This window comes from Roseateles sp. AC306, from assembly GCF_979253795.1.
In genome coordinates this window covers 131,634-155,451 of sequence record NZ_CEEDEB010000004.1, presented here as the reverse complement: position 1 = coordinate 155,451, position 23,818 = coordinate 131,634, and the positions used below count along the sequence as shown (strand labels likewise).

Sequence of the window (23,818 nt, the reverse complement as noted above, 5' to 3'; positions counted from 1 at the left end):
CCGCGAGCTCAGGCCGCCTGAAGCAGCGGCTCCGTCTTTGCGGCCGGCATCTGCGCCGGCGCGCGGATGACACGATGGACGAGATGCAGCTTGCGCACTGCGGGCAGCGAGAGCACGAAGGGATAGAAGTCCGGCACGCCCATGCTGCGAGACATCTCGTTGAGCACCCCGGTCAGCTCCATCCAGCTGTTGATGAGGCTCAGGAAGCTCTGCGCATCCGCATCCCCCGAGTCGGCCAGCGCCTCGGGCCCGAAGCGCTCGTAGCTCAGTTCCACGCGCTCGCCGTCCAGGCCGAAGCTGCGCGCCGTGTCCAGCGTGTCGGTCAGGTGCAGGTAGTGCGCCCAGGTCTCGGCCCAGTCCTCCCACGGATGGGCGCTGGCATAGGCGCTGACGAAGCGCTGGCCCCAGTCCGGCGGCGGGCCGCCGGCGTAGTGGCGTTGCAGCGCCGCGCCATAGTCCTCGCGTTCATCACCGAACAGCGCCCGAAAGGGCTCGATCCACCCGCTCGGCTCGACGAGCAGCTGCCAGTAGTAGTGGCCGGTCTCGTGGCGCAGATGGCCCAGCAGCGTGCGGTAGGGCTCGCCCAGGCAGCCGCGGCGCTCCTCGCGGCGCGCATCGTCGGCCTCGGAGGCATCCAGCGTGATGACGCCATCGGCATGGCCGGTGATGACGGCCGGCCCGCCGGGCGGCGCCAGCAGCAGGTCGAACGCCAGGCCCAGCCCGTCGGGCACCTCGGCCTTGGCCTGCACCGGCAGTTTCAGGCGGATCAGCGACGACACGAGGCGGCGCTTGGCCTGCTCGATGCGGTTCCACCAAACATCGGCGCCGGGCTGCGACAGGTCGGGCAAGGTGCGCGTGAGCCGGCAGCAGCGGCACAGCGTGAAGCCGGCCTGCACCTCGGCCGCGTCCAGCAGCCAGTTGCAGGCGGCGGCCGTGTCGAGGTTGGCGCAGCGAGCGTAGCGAGGCGCGCGGCGAGGCGCAGCGCCCGCCTGCCGCCAGCCGCCAGAGCGCATCCGCTCCAGCGCAAGCAGCACGCCACGCACGGCGTCATAACCAAGCGGTCGGTTGCACGCCAGACACTGGCTGTTCCTGAAGAACACGGGTCGGCCACAGGCGCAGCTGAAGGCCCGTGGCGTGGTGGGCACGGGCACCGAACGCGCGGCGGCGGCGAGCGGCACCATCACGCGGCCAACAGCACGACGCTGGCCGTGGCAATGCCGATCATTGCGCCGACGACGACGTCGCTCGGGAAATGCAGGCCCAGCACCACGCGCGCCAGCCCCGCCAGCACCGCAAATGCCCACAGCAGCGGCGCCACGGGCGGGTAGAAGGCCGACAGCAGCACGGCAAACGCAAAGGCATGCAGCGTGTGGCCGCTGGGGAAGCTGAAGGCATCGGGCGCCTTCAGGCAGGCATGGATGTCGGTGCAGCGCTCGAAGGGCCGCTGGCGCCGCGTCCCGCGCTTGACGGCGTAGTAGATGCCCAGGTTGAGGCCGCCCAGCGCCAGCATCAGCAGCGCATGGCGGGTCTCGCCGGACAGGGCGACCAGGCCGATGACGACGAGCCACAGCGGCCCGTCGGCCAGCCGGCTGCACCAGGTCAGCAGGCGCAGCGGCAATGGCCGCGCGGAGGCGCGGTGCAGCGCCTGGGCGCCGCGAAGGTCCAGTTCGGCGGCGGAGCGCATGCGGCCGCTGTCAAGCCATTGCGGCATAGCGCGGGGCCGTCTGGCGGTCGGCTGCGACCCGGCGCAGTTGCTGCTCGAAGCGGCGCAGCACGCCGTCCCAGTCGACCTGGCAGGCCGCCAGCCGCGCTTGCAGCCTCAGCGACCCGTCGGGTGCACTGGCATCGAGGGCTCGCGTGGCAGCGTCGAGGAAGCTGTCAGCAGCGGCCAGGCCCTCGCAGGGCGGCGCCAGGCAGCCATTGACGTCGTTGCGCACATGCTGGGCGGCGGCGCCGGTGTCGAAGGCCGCCACGGCCAGGCCGCTGGCCAGCGCCTCCAGCGTCACGTTGCCGAAGGTCTCGGTGAGGCTGGGAAAGAGGAAGACGTCAGCGCTCGCGTAGTGGCGCGCCAGCGCCGCGCCCGTCTGCATGCCGACGAAGCGCGCTCGCGGGTGGGCACGCTCCAGCTTGGCGCGCAGTGGCCCGTCACCCACCACCACCATGCGCAGGCCCGGTCGACGCGCGCTCAGGCGCTCGAAGGTCTGGAGCGCCAGGCCGGCATTCTTCTCCGCCGCGAGCCGGCCCACATGCAGCAGCACGCGGTGCTCCGGGCCAGCGCGCCATTCCTCGCGCAATGCGGTGTCGCGCCGGGCCGGCGAGAACTGACGTGCATCGACGCCGCGGCCCAGCACCTCGAGCCGCTCGAAACCGTGGCCCTGCAGCTCGCGCGCCAACTCGGGCGTCGGCACAAAGTTGAGGTCGGCCATCGCGTGCAGACGCCTCAGGTAGCCCAGCACGACCGGCTCCAGCCAGCCCATGCCGTAATGGTTGCAGTAAGCGTGGAAGTTGGTGCGGAAATCGGCGCTCGTGGGAATGCCCTCCTCGCGCGCCGCGCGCAACGCCGCCCAGCCGAGTGGGCCCGGGGTCACGACGTGCACGACGTCGGGCGGCGCGGCGCTGCTGCGCCAGAGCTCGCGCAGCGCGCCCGGGCGGGTCAGGCCGTAGCGCAGCTCGGGGTACATCGGGATGGGCGCCCCGGCGCAATGCCATTCGTCGGCATCGGCGCGGGCGGCCTCGTCATGGCGGCGTGGGCGAATGAGCTGCACGGCGTGGCCACTGGCACGCAGGTGCCTGACGGTGCGCTCGGCAGTGAGCGCCACGCCGTTGATCTCTGGAGGAAAGGTCTCGGTAACGTAGGCAATGCGCACAGGCGGGCCCTCGGTCCTGGGTTGAACCGCGCTACTGGCAAGCCCGGTGCCCGACCGGGCCAGCGTCCCGGCATGCACCTTGCTGTGGCAACCAGCATGACCAGAATTCCGCCGCACTCCACCCCGTCATGATGCTGTTCGCAGCCGGCCCGCTGCGCTGGCGCCGCACCTCGGTGCAGGCGGACCCGCCGGCGCCCGAGCGGGCGCTGCGGCCGGGGCGGCCGGCGGTTTTCATCGACAAGGACGGCACGCTGGTGGAGAACCTGCCGGGCAACGTCGACCCCGCTCTGCTCAAGCTCAGGCCCGGCGCCGCCGAGGCGCTCGCGACGCTGGCCGAGCGCGGCTTTGCATTGCTGGTTGCCACCAACCAGAGCGGCCTGGCGAGCGGCTACTACACGCGCACCGAGTTCGCCTGGCTGCAGGCGGCGCTGGAGAAGCTGCTGCACGAAGCGGCGGGCGTGCAGTTGCTGGACTTTCTCGTCTGCCCGCATGCGCCGGGGCCGGACGGCGGCCCCTCCTGCCTGTGCCGCAAGCCAGCGCCGGGCCTGCTGCTGCGCGCCGCGCGGCGCCACGACATCGACCTGACACGCTCCTGGATGGTCGGCGACGGGCTGGACGACATCGAGGCCGGCCACCGCGCCGGCTGCCGCACGGTGTTGCTGGCGGGTGGCGAGGATCTGTCCAACCGCACGCCGCTGCGCCGGCCCGATGTGGAGTGCGCGTCCTGGGCCGACCTGCCGGAGCGGCTGCTCATTTCTGCCTGAGGAAGGCGCGCGAGCGCAACAGCCCCAGCAGGCGCCGTTCGGCCGCGCTGAGACCGGCCCGGGCGGCCGGCGCGCCGACCCAAGGCAGGCCGCGCAGCGCGGCGCGCGCAGCGTCGTCGCCCAGCGCCTCGGCGGCCGCCAGCACGCGCGGATGTATGTAAGCCTTACGGCAAACGGCGGCCGTGTTGCCCAGCCGCCGCGCCACGGCAGCCACCACCTCGGCGGGCCGGCAGGCCTGCGCTTGCTCGCCGCAAGCCTGCAGCGTCAGCTCCAGCGCCAGCACGCTGCCATGCCAGGTGCGGAAGTCCTTGGCCGTCACGCGCTCGCCCGCCGCCGCGGCCAGCCAGGCGTTCACGTCCGCCGAATCGACCGTGTGGCTGATGCCGTCGCCATCGACATAACGGAACAACTCCTGGCCCGGCAGTTCCCGGCAGCGCCGCACGATGCGGGCCACGCGCCGGTCGGTCAGGCGCACGCTGTGGCGCACGCCGCTCTTGCCCACGAAGGACAGCTCGATCTGATCGCCCTTCACGCCCGCATGCCGGTTGCGAAGCGTGGACAGCCCGTAGGAACCGTTCTCGCGCGCGTAGCTGGCGTTGCCGATGCGCAGCCAGGTGGTGTCCAGCAGGCGCACCAGCGCGGCCAGCACGCGTTCGCGCGTCGGCTCGTCGGGCCCGGCCAGCGCCTGCTGCACGCGCCGGCGCAGCCGCGGCAGCACGGCGCCGAAGCGGCGCAGGCTGTCGAACTTGGTCTCGCCGCGGCCAGCCTGCCAGTCAGCGTGATAGCGGTACTGCTTGCGGCCACGCGCGTCGCGGCCGGTGGCCTGCAGATGGCTGTCGGCCCACGGACTGATCCACACGTCGACCCAGGCCGGCGGGATGGCGAGCTGGCGGATGCGCGCCAGGGTGGCATCGTCCCGCACAGGCCGGCCACGGGCGTCGCGGTAGTCGAAGCCGCCGCGACGGGCGTGGCGCGTCAAGCCGGGCTGATCGTCGCGGGTCCAGCGCAGGCCGGCGTGCCGGGCGGCAAGGGTGGGGGAAAGCATGCAGCCGCTGAAGCAGGACACATGCCGACCGTCGCGGCCACCAGGCACGCCGATTGCTCCCGTGCGCGGATGCATCAAGCCACGCTGCCTCTCGGACCTCACACGCCGCATCTGCTGGACGTGTCGATGTTCTGGGGCCCCACCGGCGGCGTGCGGCGCGTGCTGACCACCAAGCATGAGCGACTGCGCGCGCTGGGCTGGCGCCACACCATCGTCGCGCCCGGCGCGGAAGGCAGCGGTCTCATCGACTGCGGCGGCTTGACCATGCCACGCACTGGCGGTTACCGCCTGGTTCTGAACCGCGCGCGGGCCGAGCGGCAGATGGAGTTCCTGGCACCGGACGTGATTGAGTCCGCCGACCCCTACACGTTGGCCTGGGCGGCGCTGGCCACCGCACGCCGCCTGGAGGTGCCGGCCGTGGCCTTCTGCCACAGCGACCTGCCAACGCTCGCGGCGCGCCTGCTCGGCGGGCCGAGCCAGGGCCGCGCGGGCCGCCTGGCCGAGCGGCTGGCGCGGCGCTACCTCGTCAACCTCTACCGCCGATTCGACCTCGTGCTTGCGCCCAGTTCCAGCCTCGCCGAGCGCCTGAAGGCCTGGGGCGTGCCGCGCGTGGCGGTGCAGCCGCTGGGCGTGGACTGCTCCGTGTTCACGCCGCAGGCGCGCGACGACGCCTGGCGCGCCGAGTTTTGCCGCGCGCATGCCCTGCCTGCCGCGACCCGGCTGCTCGTCTACACCGGCCGCTTTGCCCCCGAAAAGAACCTCGGCTTGCTGGCCGACGCGGTGCGCCTGCTCGGCCCCGGCCACATGCTCGTCGCGGTGGGCAGCGGGCCTCAGCCACCCACCGGCGCGCAGGTGCTGGTGCTGCCAGCGGAGCACGACAGCCGTGTGCTGGCGCGCATGGTGGCCAGCGCCGATGCCTATGTGCATGCCGGTGACCAGGAGACCTTCGGCCTGGGCGTGCTGGAGGCCATGGCCTGCGGCACGCCGGTCGTCGTGGCCGACTCGGGCGGCTTGGCCGAACTGGCACGGGACGCCGGCCTGCTCGTGCACCGCCCGCTGCCCACGCTCTGGGCCGAGGCGATGACGGCCAGCCTGGCCGGCAACAACGCGGTGCTGCGCCGCGCCGCGCTGGCACGTGCGCAGGCGCAGGACTGGGCCCACGTGATGGCGCAGCTGACGCAGCACTACGCCGCCCTGCTCCACCGCCCCACGGCCCCGGCGCGCCCCGCAGGCCAATTCGCGCTGGCACGCCTGCGTTGAACGCCATGGGCGCGAGCGATGCCTCGATGCGCCTGGCGCTGCGCAAGGACCCTTCAACGCGACCGGCCACGCGCGTCTCGGAAACCTGCACCGCGCGCGACCTCTGCGTCGTGCTGCACGACGTGGCTCCTTCTCGCTGGGCTGGCTGCCAGCGCGTGATGGAAGAGCTCGACAACTGCGCACGCGAGGCCGGCGTGACGCTGCCGCTGACCCTGCTCGTCGTGCCACGCATGCACGGCAACGCTGAAGTGCCGGCGCCCTATCTGCGCTGGCTGTACGCGCAGGCCGCCGCCGGGCACGAACTGGCCCTGCACGGCCTGACGCATCGCGACGAGGGCCCGCCACCCAGCAGCCTGCGCCAGCGCCTGCTGCGCCGCGTCTACACCGCGGGTGAGGGCGAATTCGCCGCGTTGTCCCAGGACCAGGCCGCCGCCCGCCTGCGCGAGGGCCGCGCCTGGGCGAGGGCGCTGGGCCTTGACATGGAGGGCTTCGTGCCGCCCGCGTGGCTGCTCAGCCCGGCCAGCCTGAAGGCGGTGGCCACAGCGGGCTTCGGCCACACCTGCACGTTGACCGAGGTGATCGCCCTGCCCCAGTGCCGGGCGCTGGCCGCTCCAAGCCTCGTCTTCAGCACGCGCAGCGGCTGGCGCCGGTGGCTTTCGCTGGCCTGGAACAACCACCTTGCCCGCCGCAGCCGCAACGCCCGGCTGCTGCGGCTGGACCTGCACCCGGACGATGCCGATCACCCCGAAATCCTGCGCTGCTGGCGCGGGCTGCTGCTTGAGGCGCTGCGCGAGCGGGTGCCGGTGCGGCTGGGCGAAGCCGCCCAGCTCGCGAGGCGGCCATAAGGCCGCTGTGGCCCGAACTCAGCGGTCGCGACTCAGCGCGCGCACCAGCGCATAAACCAGCGTACCGGCCGCCAGCACGACCAGCGCGGAGCGCACCGGCGCGTCGTGCACATAGCCAACGGTGCGGTCCGAGGCGCGCGCAACCTGCGTGCGCATGCGGTCGACGCCGTCGGCAAGTTGATCGAAACCGCGGCGCGCGGCGCCTTCGACCTTCTGCAGGCCCTGACGGGAGGCTTCGGTCGCAGTGGCGTAAAGATCGGCATGACCCATGGTGCTGACTCCAGAGAGATTGAGGACGTCAACCCATGGCAATCGGCGGGCCCGGGCCCTGTCCCACGGAGCGGCGCTAGTCCCGCTGCAAGGGCCGCTCGGCCTCGGCGCCTTCGGCGGCGTATTCCTTCAACCGGTTGTAGAGCGTCTTCAGGCTGATGCCCAGTGCAGCCGCCGTGCGCTCCTTGTGGTGGTTGAAATGACGCAAGGTGGCCAGCATCAACATGCGCTCCGCCTCGGCCACGCTCGAGCCTATGGGCAGCGTGATGCTGGGCACCGGCTCGGCCTCAGGCGCGCGCACGGCGGGTGCCGCAGGGGCGGACGGGAGAGCGGCCTCCTGCGTGTTCCAGCCCGAGCCCATGCCCGCGCCGCCGGTGGTGGTGGTGGGCAGCCAGGTCTCGTCGATGAACTCGTCCTGGGCCATCACGAAGGCACGCTGCACGGCGTTGCGCAGCTCGCGCACATTGCCGGGCCAGGGGTACTCCGTCAGCGCCGCAAGTGCCGCCGGCGTGAAGCGGCGCAGGGCGCCCTCCTGCTCGCAGATGGCAGCCAGGAAATGGTTGGCCAGCAGCGGGATGTCGGCCGCGCGGTCACGCAGCGGCGGCAGCTCGATGGGGAAGATGTTGAGGCGGTAGAGCAGGTCCTCGCGCAGCTTGCCCGTGGCCACCGCCTGGTAGGGCGAGCGGTTGGTGGCCGCAATGATGCGCACGTCGGTTTCCTGGCTGGTGGTGCTGCCCACGCGCATGAAGCGCCCGGTCTCCAGCACCCGCAGCAGCTTGACCTGCAGCTCGAGCGGCATCTCGGTGATTTCGTCCAGGAACAGCGTGCCGCCGCTGGCGCGCTCGAAGAAGCCCTGGTGCTGGCGCTCCGCACCGGTGAAGCTGCCCTTCTCGTGGCCGAAGATTTCGCTCTCGATCAGGTTGGGGCTGATGGCGCCGCAGTTCACTGCAAGGAAGGGCTGCTTGCGCCGGCGGCTGAGGTCGTGCACGGTCTGCGCGACGACCTCCTTGCCGGTGCCCGACTCGCCCGTGATGAACACCGACACGCTGGTGCCGGCCACGCGCGAGATCTGCTGGTAGATGCGCTGCATGGGCGTGCTGCGGCCCCACAGCAGGCCGAAGTGGCCGGACTCCGCCAGGTTGGCCGTCAGGTCCTCGACCTCGGCCTGCAGGGTCGCGGGCTTCATGATGCGCGACAGCACGCCCTGCAGCTGCTTGAGGTTGACCGGCTTGATGAGGTAGTCGGCCGCACCCAGGCGCAGCGCCTGGATGGAGGTCTCGAGGTTGGCGTGGCCCGTGCACAGCACGACCTCGGAGTTGGCCACCAGTTTGGGGTCAGCCAGCAGGTCCATGCCGTTGCCATCGGGCAGGCGCAGATCGAGCAGGATGATGTCGGGCTGCTGCAGCGCGATCTGACGCCGTGCATCCCGAAGGTTATGTGCAACGGCGACCGTGAACTGCTCTCCCGCGATCAGCGCGCGCAAGGAAGCGGCTGAATCGTGATCGTCATCCACCACCAGGGCATGGGGCATCGGCGTCGGTTCCTTTACTGTTGGCTCCGCTTTGAAGCGGACCGCCATTGTCATCAAAACTGCGCGTCGCAGAGGCCATCAGCGCAATGCCAAGCGTGTAACAGGCATGCAGCTTGCTGCCCGCCATGGCATGACAAGTCAGGCTTGAGCACATCATGAACCCTTTCGGCACCTATCGGACGCGGGATCTTGCGCCTGCGCAGCTCGTTGAAGTGCTCGCGCTCGGCGCCCTGCTCGCGCTGGCCTGGCGGGCCTGTAGCGCCCGGCACCGGCGGCGCTGCTCGGCACGCAGCGCCCGAGCGCCGGAGGAGGTGCAGACGTGGGAAAGCGAAGGGGGTCGGCCTCTGCCCGCCGAGCATGCGGCCAGCACGGTCGCCTCCTCAAGGAGCAAGCCATGACATCACCAGACAAGTCGGCAGGATTTGCCGCAGCTTTTTCGCAGCCTGCGCCCGGCACTCGGCCGCGGGAGCCTCATTTGCCGGATGTCCAACCCGACGATGACTCCGTGGCCGGCGAGGAAGACCCCGGCGCGAGCCTCGGCGAGGTGCCCGAGCCCCCAGTGCCGCCGACGCCCGAGCCACGCGACCGACCCTCACCCTGACGCCAACGGCACGCCTCTTGCGGTTTGAGACTTGCAGCGACTTGCGCTGACAACTTTCAGGACCTCATGAAGCAAGCTCGGAGCCGGCGCCAAGCCGGCTGGGTAGGGATGTGGGCTGGGCTTTGCGTGCTGGCCGGGACGACAGCCTGCGGCAGCCTGCCGGCGCGCGACCGCCCCGCGCAGGCACAGCCTCTCGCGCAGCCATCGCAGCCGGTGGCCGAGCGCATCACGCTGGTGGGCCGCGACGGGCCGGTCGGCACGGCTACCGAGGCGCGCGACCTGGCGCGTGTGGGCGCCGAAGGCAATACCGCGCTGTTCGAGCGGCATCTCGGCGTGCTGGCAAGCCAGGGGGACAACCGGCTGCTGCGCGGCAACGCGGCCCGCTTGCTGATCGACGGGCCGGACACCTTCGCCGCGATGAAGACAGCCATAGCCGCAGCGCGGCACCGCATCCTGGTGGAGTTCTACATCGTCGAGGACGAGGGTGTGGCGGCCGAGGTGGCCGAACTGCTGATCCGCAAGGCGGCCGAGGGCGTCAACGTGGCGATGCTGTACGACAGCGTCGGCTCGATGGGCACCGAGCGCGCCTTCTTCGACAGGCTGCGCAGCGGCGGCGTGGCGGTCTGCGCCTTCAACCCGGTCAACCCGCTGGAGCGGCCCGGCCACTGGGGACTGATCCAGCGCAACCACCGCAAGATGCTGGCGGTGGACAGCGACGTCGCCTTTACCGGCGGCATCAATCTCAGCAACGTCTACGCAGAAGGCTCCGGCTCCTTCAGCAATGCGCGCCGCAAACAGCGCCCGCCCGACGACGCCGACCGCCAGGGCTGGCGCGACACGCAGGTGGAGCTGCGCGGGCCGGTCGTGTCGGCGCTGGCCGTCGTCTTCCGCGAATCGTGGGCGCGCCAGGGTTGCGTGGGTGAGCTGCCGCCGGCGCCCGCACCGCGCGTGGCCACGCCGGGCCAGCGCGTCGTCAAGCTGGTGGCGGGCGACCCCGAGAACGGCATCAACCCGACCTACACCGCGCTGCTGCAGGGCATAGGCGCGGCCCAGCGCAGCGTGCAGTTGACGATGGCCTATTTCGCGCCCGGTCCCGAGCTCATCGACGCGCTGTGCGCTGCGGCTCGCCGCGGTGTCGCTGTCTCCCTCGTGCTGCCGGGGCGCAGCGACGTGAAGATGGTGCTGCACGCCGCACGCTCACGCTATGCGCAGTTGCTGGAGGCGGGCGTGCAGATCAGCGAGATGTCGCAGGTCGTCATGCATGCCAAGACGGCCGTCATCGACGGGGTGCTTTCCAGCGTTGGCTCCAGCAACCTGGACTGGCGCAGCATCGTCGGCAACAACGAGATCGACGTCATCGTGCTGGGCGACGACTTTGGTGACCAGATGCAGGCGCTGTTCAAGCGCGACCTGGCCGTGTCCCAACGCATCGAGGCCACGAGCTGGGCGCGGCGCGGCCTGGGCCAGCGGTTGATGGAGGGCCTGGCGCGTGTCATCGAGCCGTTGCTCTGACGTCGGGGTGGAACACCACTTGCCACAACGCTGGGCCTCATTCTTTTTTGTAGTCAAGGAGTCATGCCATGGCTTTTGAAGGTCTCTCCGCCGGCGCAACCGCCGCAACGACCCATCGTTACGAACCGTCGCGCCCGGCGGGCATCGCCCCGAAGCTGGACGAAGCTTTCGGCAGCGAGCCACAGCCCGAACGCCAGCGCCGTCCCGGCGGCAGCACCATGGGCCGCCTGATGCGCCGCAGCCGCACGCGCACGGCCGGCATCCGCTTTGAATGGGCCATGCGCAGCTGCGGGCCGGTGCTGCGCGTCGTGGCCACCTGGACCGACCGCCAGGGCCAACCGCATCACACCTCTTACTCGGTGCAGTGCAACGGGCTGGAGGGGGCACTGGACCGCGCCATCGCCTCACGCATTTCATGCGGCGCACCGCTGCCGGACCGCGAAGATCTGCTGCAACGCCTGCAGCAAGAATTTGCCACCTCGCCGCACAACACCGGTCTTGCCGCAGCTCCCGCTGGCGCCGTCTCGGCAAACAGCGCCACCTGACGAGGCCGGGCTGTCACAGGCTGGCAGCCGCCCGCAACAACGTTCGCCTCACAGCCATTGCACCCGCACGCGCCGGCCGTGCGGCGCAATTAAAGCCAGTTGATGAGGCGCTGCAGCCATCGCGGTAGCGGGCGGTTGGGAATGTAGTTCTGGCGATACTGGCTGGGCATGGCGTTGGCTCGGTTTTGAAGGCTGTTTATTTATACAGTACTTTAAGCCGACTTGCCAAGCGTCTTCCCGAAGTGGCATGGCATTTGGTAGCGATATCATTTGCGCCCGATCTGCACGGACGCGCCATGAAGAAGCCTCTCCCCCGCTGGCCTTTGAGCCTGCTTGCCACCCTGCTGCTGGCTGGCTGCGGCCAGGTGCCGCGCGCGCCGGCTGCGGCCGATTGGCTGGCCGCCTGGGGCAGCGCGCAGTTGGCTCATGCGCCCGTGGCGGGTAGCGCGCCGCTGCGCGACGTGAGCCTGCGCCAGGTCGTGCGCACCACGGTGGCGGGCGCAACTTTGCGGGTGCGCGTGAGCAACCTGTTCGGGCGTGAGCCCCTCGTGCTGAATGCCGCCAGCGTGGCGCTGCTCCAGCCCGGCACCGAGAGCGGGCGGCCGCAGCTGCAGGCCGGCAGCCTCAAGCCGCTGAGCTTCGAGGGCCGGCGCGAGCTGAGCGTGGCGCCCGGCACTGAAGTCTGGAGCGACCCGGTGGCGCTGGCGCTGCCGCGGGTGGCCGACGTGGCGGTGCAGATGCACGTCGTCTCGGCGCCGGTGCCGGCAACCGCCCACCCCGGTTCGCGCATCAGCAGTTGGACGCTGCCGGGCAACCGCGCTGACACCGCCGACTGGGTGGACCCGACGGCCAGGGATGGCTGGTGGCACTTGGCTGCGGTGGACGTCGGCAGCAGCGCGCCGCAACCGGTGCTGGTCGCCATCGGCGACTCCATCACCGACGGCTACGGCGTGACGGCCGGCAGCTACCAGCGCTGGACCGACGCCCTCACCCGCCGCCTGGTGGCGCAGGGTCGCACAGCCGCCGTCGTCAACACCGGCATTGGCGGCAACCGCATCCTGCAGGACGGCCTGGGGCCGCGCGTGATGGACCGTTTCGAACGCGACGCGCTGGCGCGCAGCGGCGTCACGCATGTCGTGTTGCTGGAGGGCGTGAACGACCTGGGCACCAGCCACCGCCAGCGCGCCACGACGCCCGAATCCCGCGCCACCTTGCTGGCCGATCTGCAAAAGGGCCTGAGCACGCTGGCTGGCCAGGCACGCGAACGCGGCGTCTGCCTGTTCGTGGCCACCGTCATGCCCTACGGCGGCAGCGGCTACTACCAGCCCCAGGCGGAGAACGAAGCCGACCGTCAGTCGCTGAACAGCTGGATTCGCCAGCCTGGCCGCTTCGACGGCGTGGTGGACTTCGACGCCCTCACGCGCGACCCGGTCCGCCCTTCGCACCTGAGGCGCGAACTCGATAACGACGGCCTGCACCCGTCGATGGCGGGCTACCAGGCCATGGCCGATGCGTTTCCGGTGGAGTGGCTGGACAAGCGCTGCACTGCACGCTAACGACAAAAGGGCTCCCTCGCGGGAGCCCCTTTTAGGCATTCCGGGCCGAGCGCCCGGCCGCTCCCAAGCCGGCCCGCCTGACGATGTGCTCGTGGCCTCAAGGCCGCGAGCATCACCGTCCCGTCGGGGGACCGACCAGACTCGCCCGTGTTCAGCGCGGCGAGCTGGGCGAGGGGCGTCAGAAACTAGCTCGCAGACCGACTTGGTAGGTGCGACCCGGCTCGTAGATCGCGTACGGTGCGTTGGCGAACTGGAAGTTCGTGCGCTGGCTGGCGCGGGTCACGTTGAAGATGTCGAAGGTCAGCTGAAGGTCCTTCTTCCAGCCGGTGACTTCGCCGAGGTTCAGGCGCGACGTGAAGTCCACCTGGGCGTAGTCCAGGCCGTAGAAGGCAGCAGCGGTGATGCCGTTTTGGCCGGTGCCGCTGGTCTGCGAACCCTTGGTGAAGGTCTTGGTCACGCGGAAGCCGCCGAAGCGACCTTCGTAATAGGCTGCAAGGTTGTAGGTGTAGGGCGGCACACCCGTGGCTACGTTGGCACCTGACTGCTTGACCTTGGTGTAGTTGGCGCTGACGCCCAGGCCCTTCAGATAGGTCGAGATGATGTCCAGCGGCTGCTGCACCGTCAGCTCCAGTCCCTTGATCACCAGCTCGTCGGCGGTGTTCTGCGTCTGCGTCAGCACGACGCCCAGCCCGTTGATCGCGGCGAGCTGCGATGCGGTGGGCAGCGCGGCCAAATCGGTCGGCACCGGCGTCACGCCGGCCTGCGTGTACAGGCCCTGCTTCTGCGTGTCCGTCAGGCCACCCTGCGTCCAGTTGACGCCGTAGGTATTCAGGTCGGCGAAGCTGACGTTCAACGTGCGGTTCGCGGTGAACCCCTTGATGCCCTTCTTGAACCAAGCCACGGCAACATAACCTTCACGTCCCGTGTACCACTCGAGGCCCAGGTCGGTGTTCTTGGACTCGTAGGGCTTGAGGTCCGGGTTGGTCAGCTGGCCGTTCTGCGCTGCCGGGTCGGTAAAGCTGAGCGCCAGCGCGCGCAGCTGCGTGGGGTCGGCGCGCGTGATCGTCTTGGACATCGAAGCCCTAGCCAGCACGTCCTTGCGCAGGTTGTAGGCCAAGCTGGCAGAGGGCAGGAAATTGCCGTAGGTTGTCGTCGTATAAGTCTCGACGACCGCCGCCGGGTAGCGGCCGCCATCGGCCAGGTTCTGGGCGGCGTTGCGCGGGTCGGCCGGCTGCGTCAGCGAGGCGAAGGTCTGCTGTGTGGTCGCGTAGCGGGCGCCGACGTTGTAGCGCAGATCATTGCCCAGCACCGTCGTGTCGCCGTTGATCTCGCTGAAGATCGAGGTCACCTTCTCCTGGAAGAAGCCAGGGGCGACGTTATTGTTGGAGTTGGCGGTGCCGTACAGCGCAGCGTCGCGCGCTTGCTGGTAGCCGGAGTCCTTGGCGAAGCGGGCCCAGTCGAGGGTGACGAAGCCGTTGGAGGTGGCCTTCAGGTAGCCGGGCACGGCGGAGTTCGGGATGGTCGAGCCGAGGAACTGCAGCGATGCCGGGTTGGCGCCGGCGGTGAAGCCCGTGCCATAGCCGGGATACGTGCTGGCCGCAGGGCCCGCAGCGCCCGCGCCGTTGCAGGCACCCGGGTTGACGGTGTTGGGGCCCGGCAGGAACACGTTGACGTTGCGGCGGCAGGCGATGTTTTCCCAATAGCCGCTGTTGTCGAGCGTCCTGATCCGGCGCGAGACGCTGTCAAAGGCGCCGCCGAACTTGATGTCGAAGATGCCGGCATCGATGTCAATGGCGCCACGCAGGCCATGCGTGCGGATCGAACGGATCTCGTCTTGCTGGTTCAGGCGACCACCGTTCCAGCCGAAGGCCGCGGGGTTGTTCAGGAAATCCTTGTCGCCGGCCGCGTTGGTGGCGCTCAGGCGCGGGACGCCGCTGCTGTTGTCGTACTCGGTCGTGATGCCTGAGCTGCCCACGGTCTGGAACAGCACCGTCGGCGACTGGCGGTGGAAGTCGCTCTTGGTGATGTTGGCCTGCACGTCCACGCTGATCGCGTCGGTGATCTTCAGGTTCAGCCCGGGGTTGACGCTATGAAACTTCGTCTCTTCCGTGTAGGGCCGGTACTCCATGAAGTACTGCGCGTTAGCAAAGGTGCCCTTGGTGACGGTGCAGCCGTTGGCGCAGTCGCTCTTGTCCACCGTCATGTTGATCGGGATGGCGGAACCGTTGCGGCCCACCCAGTTCATGTCGACGCGCTCGAACTCGTTCTTCTTGTGGCCGTAGATGGCGTCCAGGAAGAACTTGGTCGAGCTGTTCGGTCGCGCTTCCAGCGACAGGATGGCGTTTTGGCGATCACGGCTGCCTTCGGCCACCATGGCGCGGCCCAGGCGCGGAATGATGGCGTTGTCGATCTGCTGGATCGTCAGGCCGGGGTTCTTGGACAGCAGATAGGCCTCGTCGATGACGGCGCCGGTCACCAGGCCATTGCCGGCATTGGCGGGCACGGTGCCAGGAATGGTCCAGTTGCCGCCGCCCGTGCTGTTGCGCGCCGTGCCGAGGCTGGCGCCCTGCGTGGCGGACAGGTTGGCGTTGGTCCAGCCGATGGACTCGAAGCCGGTGGTCTTGACCTTGTTGGTCGACCAAGCGACGCCGGCCAGCACGCCGAAGGTGTTGTCCCAGGTGTTGCTGATCAAAGCGGAGCCGCGGTTGCCCCACTTCTCGGCCTGCTGGTTCTTGGTACCGGTCACCGTGAAGGCGGTGCGGAAGCCCTTCTTGTCGAAGGGGCGGGCGCTGCGCATGTCGACGATGCCGGCGGCGCCGCCTTCGAGCATGGAGGCGGTCGGGCTCTTGACAACGGTGACGCGGCTGAACAGTTCGCCGGGCATGAAGTCCATGTCGACTTCACGGTTGGCGCTGCCCGTGTCGGTACGGCCGGTCGAGGCCGAGGCGACCGGCGCGCCGTTCAGCAGCACGCGGGTGAAGTTGGTGCCCAGGCCGCGGATCTGGATCTGCAAGCCTTCACCGGTGATTTCGCGGGTCAGCGTGACGCCAGGGATGCGGGAGATGGACTCGGCGATGTTGCTGTCCGGGAACTTGCCCATGTCCTCGGCGGTGATCGCGTCGATGAAGCCGACCGCGTTCTTCTTGGCATTGGCCGAGCTTTCCAGGGAGGCGCGGATGCCGGTGACGACGACGGTGTCGAGCTTGGCGGCGTCCTGGGCCGGGGCAGCCGTCTGTGCATAGGCCTGCGCAATCAGGCCGGCCAGCAGCGTGGTGCCGAAGGCCAGCTGGCCTGCGCAAGCGCGACGGCTCGGCCGCGAAAAGGTCATGTTCATGCTGTCTCCTCTATGGTTCTATAGCTCGCATTCGCGAGTAACTGATGCGGTCGCCAGCAAAATGGTAGCGCGCTCATTTCCAATTTACGGCTGCGCACGCAGGCAGTCAACCAGGGTGTGTACTAATGTATTAGTGAACAACAGCACTGGAGTACAGGTGATGACCCCAAGTTGGCAGAGTGATAGGTAGCGCTCACAATGGCGTCCATTGCGCCGAGCCTAGAGATGCCATACAGCAACACTTCTCAGCCTACGGGCCTCCCGGCAGACGCCGGCAGCGCCGACAGGGTGGGAGGCGTCTCCCTCTACGCGACGTTGCCCGCGTGGCTGGATCGGCACGATGTTGCGGGGGTCACCTCTACGGTGGGTCTGACACCGGCACGCGTGCAGGCCGGGCTGCCGACCGCGCTGGTCGCCTCGCGGCAGACCCGCAGCAAGAGCGCGGCGTTCGGGCAACCGCCACGGCAGCGCATGTCATCCTGATCTCTGGTCGGACGCCCGGGCTGGTGGGCGTCCTTTTCCTTTCGGCGGCCCGCCCTGCGCGGAGCCGCCGTTTTTTTGACTCGCTCTTCAATGCCGGTGGGGTCGAGCCAGAATCTCACCCATAAGCATTAACGCTCTAGTGCATTAGGGCATCAGTGACAAAAATCGGCTTATGGCCGAGATGAATTTCACCCTAGACCCCACCCGTCACGCAGCACCCCAGGTCGTCGAAGCGCTCAGAGCCGCCATCATCTCCATGGAACTGGCGCCCGGCATCGCCCTCGACCGGGGCGAGCTGGCGCAGCGCTTCGGCATCAGCCAGACGCCGGTGCGCGACGCCCTCATCCGGCTCAGCGAAGAGGGCCTGGTCATCATCCGGGCCCAGCACACGACCCAGGTCAGCCGGATCGACGTGCCGGCGGCTCGCGAGGCGCATTTCCTGCGCCGCTCCATCGAGATCGAGATTGCACGCCAGTTGGCCATGAGGCATGACGATAGCGTCATCGCCGACCTGCGCACGCAGTTGTCGCGGCAGGTGGCGCTCGCCGAAAAGAAGGACTTCCTCGGCTTCATCGCCGCCGACAAGGAATTCCATCGACTGATGTACGTGGCGGCTGGCCTTCCGCGTCTCTGGTCGGTGGTGGTGCGCATGTCAGGCCACGTCGACCGCCTGCGCCTGCTGCACATTCCCACCGTCGGCAAGGCCGAGTCGACCCTGAGCGCCCACCTGGCCATCCTGGAGGCCATCGAGTCGCGCGACGTCGAGGCGGCGCAACACGCCGTGCGAGACCACCTCTCCGGCACCCTCGCCTCGGTGGACGAGATTCAACAGCGCTATCCCGACTACCTCATTCTTTAGCGCCAGCGACCTGAAAACGATGCAGCGTCGCTGACCTGAACACCTCGCCCGGCCGCAGGACGGTGCTGGGCCAGTCAGGGCCGACGGGGCGATTCGGCGAGTCGGGGTTGTGCTGGGTCTCCAGGCAGACGCCGGCGCCGCGCGTGAAGGGCTGACCGCCCGGGCCCTTCAGCGAGCCGTTCAGCCAGGTGCCGGCATAGAACTGGATGGCCGGTTCGGTGGTCAGGATCTGCATGCTGCGGCCTGAAACAGGATCGTGCAGGCCGGCGGCGGCGTGCAGCGCGCCGTCCAGCGGATGGTCCAGCAGCCAGTTGTGGTCATAGCCGACCTCTGTGCCGATGGTGCGCTCACGGCGGAAGTCGAAGGGCGTGCCCTCGACAGGCACATGGCGCAGCGGGATGCCGTTCGCATCGGGCACGGTGTAGCGGCCGGCGTTCAGCGCCAGGCGATGGCCCAAGGCGGAACCTGACTCGGCACCGCCCAGGTTGAAGTAGGCATGCGAGGTTAGGTTGATGACGGTGGCCTGGTCACAGGTCGCCTCGTAGTCGACGCGCCAGCTCATGTCGGCACCCAGCGTGTAGGTCACGGCGACATGCAGCGTGCCTGGGAAGCCCATCTCGCCGTTCGGGCTGACACGCTCCAGGCGCAGGCTGACGCTGCCGTCCGCGCCGGGCTTCTGCGGCAGGCCGCGCCACAACGATGCGCCGAAGCCGGCCGGGCCTCCGTGCAGGCAGTTGCGGCCGTCGTTGATGGCGAGCTGGTGGCGCGCGCCGTCGAGTTCAAAGCTGCCCCCGGCGATGCGGTTGGCATAGCGCCCGGCGATGACACCGAGGTGGGAGCCGGCGCCGGCCAGATAGGCCTCAAGGCTGGCCAGCCCCAGGACAACGTTGTCAGTCTGGCCAGAAGAATCCGGCGTCCAGAGACCGGTGACGATGCCGCCCCAGTCCAGCGCCGTCAGCACCAGGCCGCGGCCGTTGTCGAGACGGTACTCGTGGACCTGCCGGCCGTCAGGCAGGCGGCCGTAGTCGCGCACGGAGACGCGGGGTTCGGTGTTGCTCAACGGATCACCCCGCGCGCGTTGACGTAGAGGGCATACAGCGAATGGCTGCTGGCCATGAAGAGGCGGTTGCCCTTGGCGCCGCCGAAGCACAGGTTGGCGCAACGTTCGGGCAGATGGATGTGGGCCAGCGGCTTGCCTTCGGCGCTGTAGACGCGCACGCCATCCAGCGTCGCAGCGTCCGCCCCGGGCTGACCATTGCTGCCGAAGCCGCACCAGACGCGGCCGGCGGTGTCGATGGCGATGCCGTCGAAGGCGCCTGGACCGCCGGCGTCGATGAGCATGCGCTTGTCGCCCAATCTCGCACCATGGACGGCGTAGCTCCAGATCAAGCGATTCGGCTGCGCGCGGCTCTCGACGATGAGCAGGCGGCTGCCGTCGGGCGTGAAGGCCAGGCCGTTCGGGCCGGCCAAGTCGTCCAGCACGCGCTGCAACTCACCACTGACCGGGTCGATCCGGTAGACACCGTGCGGCTGCTCGGGCGTAGCGGGTGCGCCCTCCCAGTCGCCATGGATGCCGAAGTCGGGGTCGGTGAACCAGATGGCGCCATCGGGCGCGCAGGCGATGTCATTGGGCGAGTTCAACGGCTTGCCGTCGAAGCGGTCGGCCAGCACGGTGACGCGGCCATCCAGCTCGGTGCGCGTGATGCGCCGGCCCAGGTGCTCACACGAGATCAACCGGCCCTGCAGGTCACGTGCATGGCCATTGGCATTGCCGGCGGGTTGGCGGAACACGCTGACGGCGCCGCTGCAATCGTCCCAACGCAGGATGCGGTCATTGGGGATGTCCGACACCAGCAGATAGCGGCCGTCGCCGAACCACACCGGCCCCTCCGCCCACTGCAGGCCGGTGGCGAGCTGCTCGACGCAGGCGGAGAACAGGCGCAGCTCGCGGCCCTCCGGGGCGAGAATCTCGACGGCGGCATCCGGCAGGCGCGAAGCCGGCTGGAAGGGGATGCGGGGACCGGTCATGCGCCGTCCGCGCCCGGTTGGCCGGCAAACGCGAACGGCCCCAGCACGACGAAGGCACCGCCCTGGTAGCGGGCCTCGGGCAGGGTCGGGTCGATCTGCGGCTGCTTCGCCTCGACGGCGGCGCGCCAGGGCTCGGAGCTGTCCTGCGGCCGGTAGCCGACGTGGCGGCCCTGTGAGTTGTCCCACCAGGTCGTGCGGTTGTCGCTGGCGCCATAGACGATGCTGTGGCCGACCACCGGCGCGCTCAATGCGGCGACGAGCAGGCGCTCCATGTCGTCGTGGCTCAGCCAGCTCGACAGATGGCGGCGGTCCAGCGGCTCGGGCAGGCAGGAGCCGATGCGGATGCTGACCGTCTCCAGGCCGTGGCGGTCGAAGTAGAACTGCGCCAGGCTTTCGCCGAAGGCCTTGGACAGACCGTAGTAGCTGTCCGGCCGCGGCACGACATGGGCCGGGATGGTCTCGCCCTGGCCATAGAAGCCGGTCACATGGTTGGAGCTGGCGAAGATGATGCGCTTGGTGCCGCGGCGGCGCGCGGCCTCGTAGAGGTTGTAGGCGCCGACGATATTGGCCGGCAGCACGGTGCCGAACGGCTTCTCGATGGACACGCCGCCGAAGTGCAGCACGGCGTCCACGCCGTCGAGCAGGTCGTACATCGCCGCCTCGTCTTCCAGCGGCGCGATGACGACTTCCTCGCCGTCGCCGGCCGGGTCCATCGCGGCCAGGTCAGACACGCGCAGCGTCTCGCAGTAGCGCTTCATGCGCGGGCGCAGCATGCGGCCCAGGGCACCGGCGGCGCCGGTCAACAGCAGGCGCTTGAAGCGCAATCCAGTCAGTTCTTGCATGGGGTTCTCAGGCCCGGCGTCGGGCCCCGAAGGAGAGGTGTCGTCGTGCGTCAGCTGCCGGCACCCAGGCGTATCGGAGGGCGCAGGCGGGGCGCGGCGTCGGACTGGCGTCGGACCAGTTCGAAGTCTTGGAGCTCGTGCTCGCAGGGCAGAGGCTCGCCATTGCGGCGCGCACGGATGTGGCGCACCAGCAGGTCCACCGCGGCGCCGGCCATCTCCATGATGGGCTGGCGCACGGTGGTGAGTTCGGGCCAGATCGTCGTGGCCAAAGGGGCATCGTCGAAGCCGACCACGGTCAGGTCGCTGGGCACGTCCAGCCCCATGCGGTGGGCGATGGCGACGGTGGCTGCGGCCATGTCGTCATTGCTGGCAAAGATGGCCGTGGGCCGCTGTTCCTGCGACAGCAGGAACTCGGCCGCGTCCAGGCCCGAACGGTAGGTGAACATGCCCTGAGCGACGACCTCCTCCTCAGCGATGTTGAGGCCGGCATCGGCCATCGCACCATGGAAGCCTGCCAGGCGGCGCGAGCTGCTGCTCTGGTAGGGGTCGCCGATGATGAAGCCCAGCCGGTGATGGCCCAGGTTCAGCAGGTGGCGCGTCATCTCGTAGGCGGCCTGGTAGTCGTCGATGCCGACGGCGCAGACGGCTTCAGGCGGCACGCCGCTGGAGACGACGACGGCCGGCGTGTCGGTCTCGGCCACCAGCTTGAGCAGCGGCTGGGAGTCGCAGAAAGGCGGCGGCAGGATGAGGCCGTCGATGCCGTTGGCGATCATCTCGGCCACGGGGGCTTCTTCGCCGTCGCGCGCGGCGTCGCAGCGTTGCACGACCAGCTGCACGTGGCGCAGGCTGGCCTTGTTCAGCAGGCCGATCAGGAACTCATTGAGGTAACCCGCCGTCGGGTCGATGTAGAGCATGCCGATGCGGATGGGCTCCGACCCGGCCAGGCGGCGCGCCGCCTGGTTGGGCACGTAGTTCAGCGCGGCGATGGCCGCCTGCACCTTCTCGCGGGTGGCGGGGCGCACGTTCAGCTCCCCGTTGACGACCCGCGACACGGTCATCGGCGACACCTCGGCCAGGCTGGCCACGTCGGCGATTGTGGCCACCTTGGTGCTGCGCCCATGACGCATGTTTGGCTTCAATCTGCACCTCGAGTCTTCATTGTTCTTAGGCGGCCGGCGAGCGCTGCGCGGCCGAAGTCGTGATTCTCTACCATGCCCATGCTGCCTTCTCAACGGCCCGGCGCGAAACCAAAGCGCAAGGCCTTGTAGGCCGCCAAGTCCTTTTCCGGTGGCCGCGTGCCGGCCGGCAAGGGCAGGCCCGAGACCGACTGGAAATAGGCAACGCAAGCATCGCGCCACCAGCGCGCCTCACGGGCCTGCACGGCGAGATAGGCGGTCACTTCGGCATGGCGCTCGGCGTCGACGTCGCCCTTTAGCGCGGCCCAGCGGCGGCCCATGTCGTCCACGGTCGCCACGCCACGGTCGTAGCGTGCAATCAGCTCAGCCCACAGCGTGCGGCCGGACGGCATGGCGTAGTCCCAGGGCAGATGGTGGAACCACAGCAGCAGCTCGGGCGGCGTCGTGCCTGGGTCGGCAAAGCGGCGCGCCACCGACGGCGCGTACTGGGCGACGGCATTGCTGCCGTTGGGCGAGCGGTCGAAGCCGATGCCATCGCGTGCGGCGCGGTGGAAATAGGTCGGGTTCCAGTCGGCGCGCTCCAGGTTGTTGACCCAGGGGCCGGGGCCGTAGTGGTGGCCCGTGTCCATCAGGTGGTGCAGGCCCAGCGGCGTCATGTAGTCGACGACGGCCTCGCGCGAGGCCAGCATCAGCTCGACGATGGCGTCGCGCGCGGCGGGACGGGGCGTGAATGTCTGCGCCACCCAGTCACGAGCGACCGAGGCGGCCTTCACGTCCGGGTCCCAGGCCATGCGGCCGAAGGCATACCAGTTGGCCTGGTCGAACTGCGAGCCGCTCCAGTTGCGGTCCTGGCCGATGTTGGCGACGCCGGCAATCGCAGTGAGCTTGTGGCCGTGCAGGCTGCCGTCGACGACGCGGGCGACCGTGCCGCCGTGGCCCGTGTCGGCGCGCACCACCTCCTCAAACAGCGGGCCGAGGTGGACGAGGTGGGTCGAGAAGCCCAGGTACTCCTTGGTGATCTGCAGCTCCAGCGCGATAGGCGTTTTGGGCATGGCGCCGAACAGCGGGTGGAAGGGCTCGCGAGGCTGGAAGTCGATGGCGCCGTTCTTCACCTGCACGATGACGTTGGCGGCGAACTGGCCGTCCAGCGGCTGGAACTCGGCATAGGCCTGGGCGGCGCGGTCCTTGGCGTCCGGCGCGTAGACAAAGGCCCGCCACATGACGACGCCGCCGTGGGGCGCCAGCGCCTCGGCCAGCATGTTGGCGCCGTCGGCATGGTTGCGGCCGTAGTCCTGCGGGCCGGGCTGGCCCTCGGAGTTGGCCTTGACGAGGAAGCCGCCGAAGTCCGGAATGGTCTTGTAGACCTCATCCGCCTTGGCCTTCCACCAGGCACGCACGGCCGGGTCCAGCGGGTCGGACGTCTTCAGGCCGCCCAGCTCCACCGGTGCCGAAAAGCGCGCCGACAGATAGACCTTGATGCCATAGGGCCGGAACACGCCGGCCAGCGCCGCCGCCTTGGCGAGGTAGGGCGCGGTCAGCGAGTCGGCCTTGGCGTTGACGTTGTTCAGCACCGTGCCGTTGATTCCGAGCGAGGCGTTGGCACGGGCGTAGTCGACGTAGCGCGCATCGAGGATGTCGGGCAGCTTCCACCAGTCCCACAGCGACGCACCCGAATAGCCGCGCTCGACATGGCCGTCCAGGTTGTCCCAGTGGTTGAGGAGGCGCAGACCGACCTTGGGCACGGAGCGCTGATCGACCTTGGCCAGGTCGACGCCGGTCTGGGCGGCACGCAGCCACGCGAAGCTGCCATAGAGCAGGCCGATGTCGCTGTTGGCGGCGATAACGGTCACCTCCCGGCCTTGCAGCTTGAGGCGTCGCAGCGCATAGCCCTCACGGCCAAGTTCATCCCAGGCCAGGTTCAGGCCGGCCGGTGCCTGCGCGCGCGTCGCCAGCATCAGCGTGCCAGCCTTGACATGCGCGGTTAGCGGGGGCTCACGTCCCGTCAGTCCTTTCATTCCTCGCTGGAGCTCGGCAATGGCGGCCTGGGTCGTCGCCGAGTCGGGCGCCGCCAGCATGATGGCGCCCACACCGGCCTGCACCCTCGCTTGGCCGGCGAGCGGCCGGTAGCGCAGCCACAGCTCATGCCCGTCCTCGGCCACTGCCCAGGTGGGCAACAGCGCCAGCAACAGGGCCATCACCAGCCCTTTGAAACTCGTCGTCATCTTGTCTCCCGCCATTCAGCGTGCTTCTTCCACGCAATCCCGGCTTGCGCGAATGCAAATGGTAGCGCTACATTTCATTCCCGCAAGCCGGCACAATCACGCACCAAGCCCGGTATTT

The 23,818-nt window shown here is 69.3% G+C and carries 19 protein-coding genes; 7 read left to right on the top strand and 12 right to left on the bottom strand.

Annotation, left to right across the window (positions count from 1 at the left end; all coding sequences use genetic code 11):
• Positions 1 to 8: 8 nt before the first annotated feature.
• From AC0IZJ_RS11130 to AC0IZJ_RS11120, 3 genes are read right to left on the bottom strand one after another with little or no spacing between them, the layout of a single operon-like run.
• The gene (locus tag AC0IZJ_RS11130; protein WP_471849590.1) at positions 9 to 1,181 is read right to left on the bottom strand and encodes a zinc-binding metallopeptidase family protein; all 1,173 of its coding nucleotides are present in this window, start codon (positions 1,179 to 1,181) and stop codon (positions 9 to 11) included.
• A complete protein-coding gene (locus AC0IZJ_RS11125; protein WP_471849588.1) occupies positions 1,181 to 1,711 on the bottom strand; it encodes a phosphatase PAP2 family protein in 531 nt (176 codons plus the stop codon). Before AC0IZJ_RS11125 ends, AC0IZJ_RS11130 begins: the two co-directional genes overlap by 1 nt.
• Entirely contained in the window at positions 1,695 to 2,867 is a 1,173-nt protein-coding gene (locus tag AC0IZJ_RS11120; RefSeq protein ID WP_471849586.1) for a glycosyltransferase family 4 protein, read from the bottom strand. The genes AC0IZJ_RS11125 and AC0IZJ_RS11120 overlap by 17 nt, the downstream gene beginning before the upstream one ends.
• A 128-nt stretch (positions 2,868 to 2,995) precedes the next feature.
• Between AC0IZJ_RS11120 and AC0IZJ_RS11115 the strand changes: the two genes are divergently transcribed.
• Entirely contained in the window at positions 2,996 to 3,631 is a 636-nt protein-coding gene (locus tag AC0IZJ_RS11115) for a D-glycero-alpha-D-manno-heptose-1,7-bisphosphate 7-phosphatase (RefSeq protein WP_471849584.1), read from the top strand.
• On the opposite strand, the gene AC0IZJ_RS11110 is transcribed toward AC0IZJ_RS11115, so the two are convergent.
• Entirely contained in the window at positions 3,618 to 4,676 is a 1,059-nt protein-coding gene (locus AC0IZJ_RS11110) for a DNA topoisomerase IB (RefSeq protein WP_471849582.1), read from the bottom strand. The two genes, AC0IZJ_RS11115 and AC0IZJ_RS11110, sit on opposite strands and share 14 nt — an antisense overlap.
• Positions 4,677 to 4,745: 69 nt before the next feature.
• Between AC0IZJ_RS11110 and AC0IZJ_RS11105 the strand changes: the two genes are divergently transcribed.
• Together AC0IZJ_RS11105 and AC0IZJ_RS11100 are read left to right on the top strand one after the other, a co-directional pair.
• Entirely contained in the window at positions 4,746 to 5,936 is a 1,191-nt protein-coding gene (locus AC0IZJ_RS11105; RefSeq protein WP_471849580.1) for a glycosyltransferase, read from the top strand.
• 5 nt (positions 5,937 to 5,941) lie between these two features.
• Positions 5,942 to 6,781, top strand: a complete 840-nt coding sequence (locus AC0IZJ_RS11100; RefSeq protein ID WP_471850013.1) for a DUF2334 domain-containing protein — start codon at positions 5,942 to 5,944, stop codon at positions 6,779 to 6,781.
• An 18-nt stretch (positions 6,782 to 6,799) separates the two neighbouring features.
• Here the strand turns inward: AC0IZJ_RS11100 and AC0IZJ_RS11095 are convergent, their stop codons facing one another.
• Both AC0IZJ_RS11095 and AC0IZJ_RS11090 read right to left on the bottom strand, forming a co-directional pair.
• Positions 6,800 to 7,051, bottom strand: coding sequence for a hypothetical protein (locus AC0IZJ_RS11095; protein WP_471849578.1), 252 nt, complete (start codon positions 7,049 to 7,051; stop codon positions 6,800 to 6,802).
• A 76-nt stretch (positions 7,052 to 7,127) separates the two neighbouring features.
• A complete protein-coding gene (locus AC0IZJ_RS11090) occupies positions 7,128 to 8,582 on the bottom strand; it encodes a sigma-54-dependent transcriptional regulator (protein ID WP_471849576.1) in 1,455 nt (484 codons plus the stop codon).
• Positions 8,583 to 9,249: 667 nt separating this feature from the next.
• Here AC0IZJ_RS11090 and AC0IZJ_RS11085 point away from each other — a divergent pair.
• The 3 genes from AC0IZJ_RS11085 (at position 9,250) to AC0IZJ_RS11075 (ending at position 12,796) form a co-directional block, all read left to right on the top strand.
• Complete coding sequence (locus AC0IZJ_RS11085; RefSeq protein WP_471849574.1) at positions 9,250 to 10,695, top strand: phospholipase D-like domain-containing protein; 1,446 nt, start codon at positions 9,250 to 9,252, stop codon at positions 10,693 to 10,695.
• 68 nt (positions 10,696 to 10,763) lie between these two features.
• Complete coding sequence (locus AC0IZJ_RS11080) at positions 10,764 to 11,240, top strand: hypothetical protein (protein WP_471849572.1); 477 nt, start codon at positions 10,764 to 10,766, stop codon at positions 11,238 to 11,240.
• 296 nt (positions 11,241 to 11,536) lie between these two features.
• Complete coding sequence (locus AC0IZJ_RS11075; protein ID WP_471849570.1) at positions 11,537 to 12,796, top strand: SGNH/GDSL hydrolase family protein; 1,260 nt, start codon at positions 11,537 to 11,539, stop codon at positions 12,794 to 12,796.
• Positions 12,797 to 12,974: 178 nt separating this feature from the next.
• Here the strand turns inward: AC0IZJ_RS11075 and AC0IZJ_RS11070 are convergent, their stop codons facing one another.
• Positions 12,975 to 16,130: a TonB-dependent receptor gene (locus AC0IZJ_RS11070; protein ID WP_471849568.1), complete on the bottom strand. Its 3,156-nt coding sequence runs from the start codon at positions 16,128 to 16,130 to the stop codon at positions 12,975 to 12,977.
• Between the two features lie 664 nt (positions 16,131 to 16,794).
• Here AC0IZJ_RS11070 and AC0IZJ_RS11065 point away from each other — a divergent pair.
• The gene (locus tag AC0IZJ_RS11065; protein ID WP_471849566.1) at positions 16,795 to 17,472 is read left to right on the top strand and encodes a GntR family transcriptional regulator; all 678 of its coding nucleotides are present in this window, start codon (positions 16,795 to 16,797) and stop codon (positions 17,470 to 17,472) included.
• Here the strand turns inward: AC0IZJ_RS11065 and AC0IZJ_RS11060 are convergent.
• The 5 genes from AC0IZJ_RS11060 to AC0IZJ_RS11040 form a co-directional block, all read right to left on the bottom strand.
• A complete protein-coding gene (locus AC0IZJ_RS11060; RefSeq protein ID WP_471849564.1) occupies positions 17,462 to 18,532 on the bottom strand; it encodes an aldose epimerase family protein in 1,071 nt (356 codons plus the stop codon). The genes AC0IZJ_RS11065 and AC0IZJ_RS11060 overlap by 11 nt on opposite strands.
• Complete coding sequence (locus AC0IZJ_RS11055) at positions 18,529 to 19,500, bottom strand: SMP-30/gluconolactonase/LRE family protein (protein WP_471849562.1); 972 nt, start codon at positions 19,498 to 19,500, stop codon at positions 18,529 to 18,531. The genes AC0IZJ_RS11060 and AC0IZJ_RS11055 overlap by 4 nt, the downstream gene beginning before the upstream one ends.
• Positions 19,497 to 20,342, bottom strand: coding sequence for an NAD-dependent epimerase/dehydratase family protein (locus AC0IZJ_RS11050; RefSeq protein WP_471849560.1), 846 nt, complete (start codon positions 20,340 to 20,342; stop codon positions 19,497 to 19,499). The genes AC0IZJ_RS11055 and AC0IZJ_RS11050 overlap by 4 nt, the downstream gene beginning before the upstream one ends.
• Positions 20,343 to 20,392: 50 nt before the next feature.
• Positions 20,393 to 21,445, bottom strand: coding sequence for a LacI family DNA-binding transcriptional regulator (locus tag AC0IZJ_RS11045; protein WP_471849558.1), 1,053 nt, complete (start codon positions 21,443 to 21,445; stop codon positions 20,393 to 20,395).
• Positions 21,446 to 21,570: 125 nt separating this feature from the next.
• On the bottom strand, positions 21,571 to 23,700 hold the full coding sequence (locus AC0IZJ_RS11040) for an alpha-glucuronidase family glycosyl hydrolase (RefSeq protein WP_471849556.1): 2,130 nt from the start codon (positions 23,698 to 23,700) through the stop codon (positions 21,571 to 21,573).
• Positions 23,701 to 23,818 lie beyond the last annotated feature (118 nt).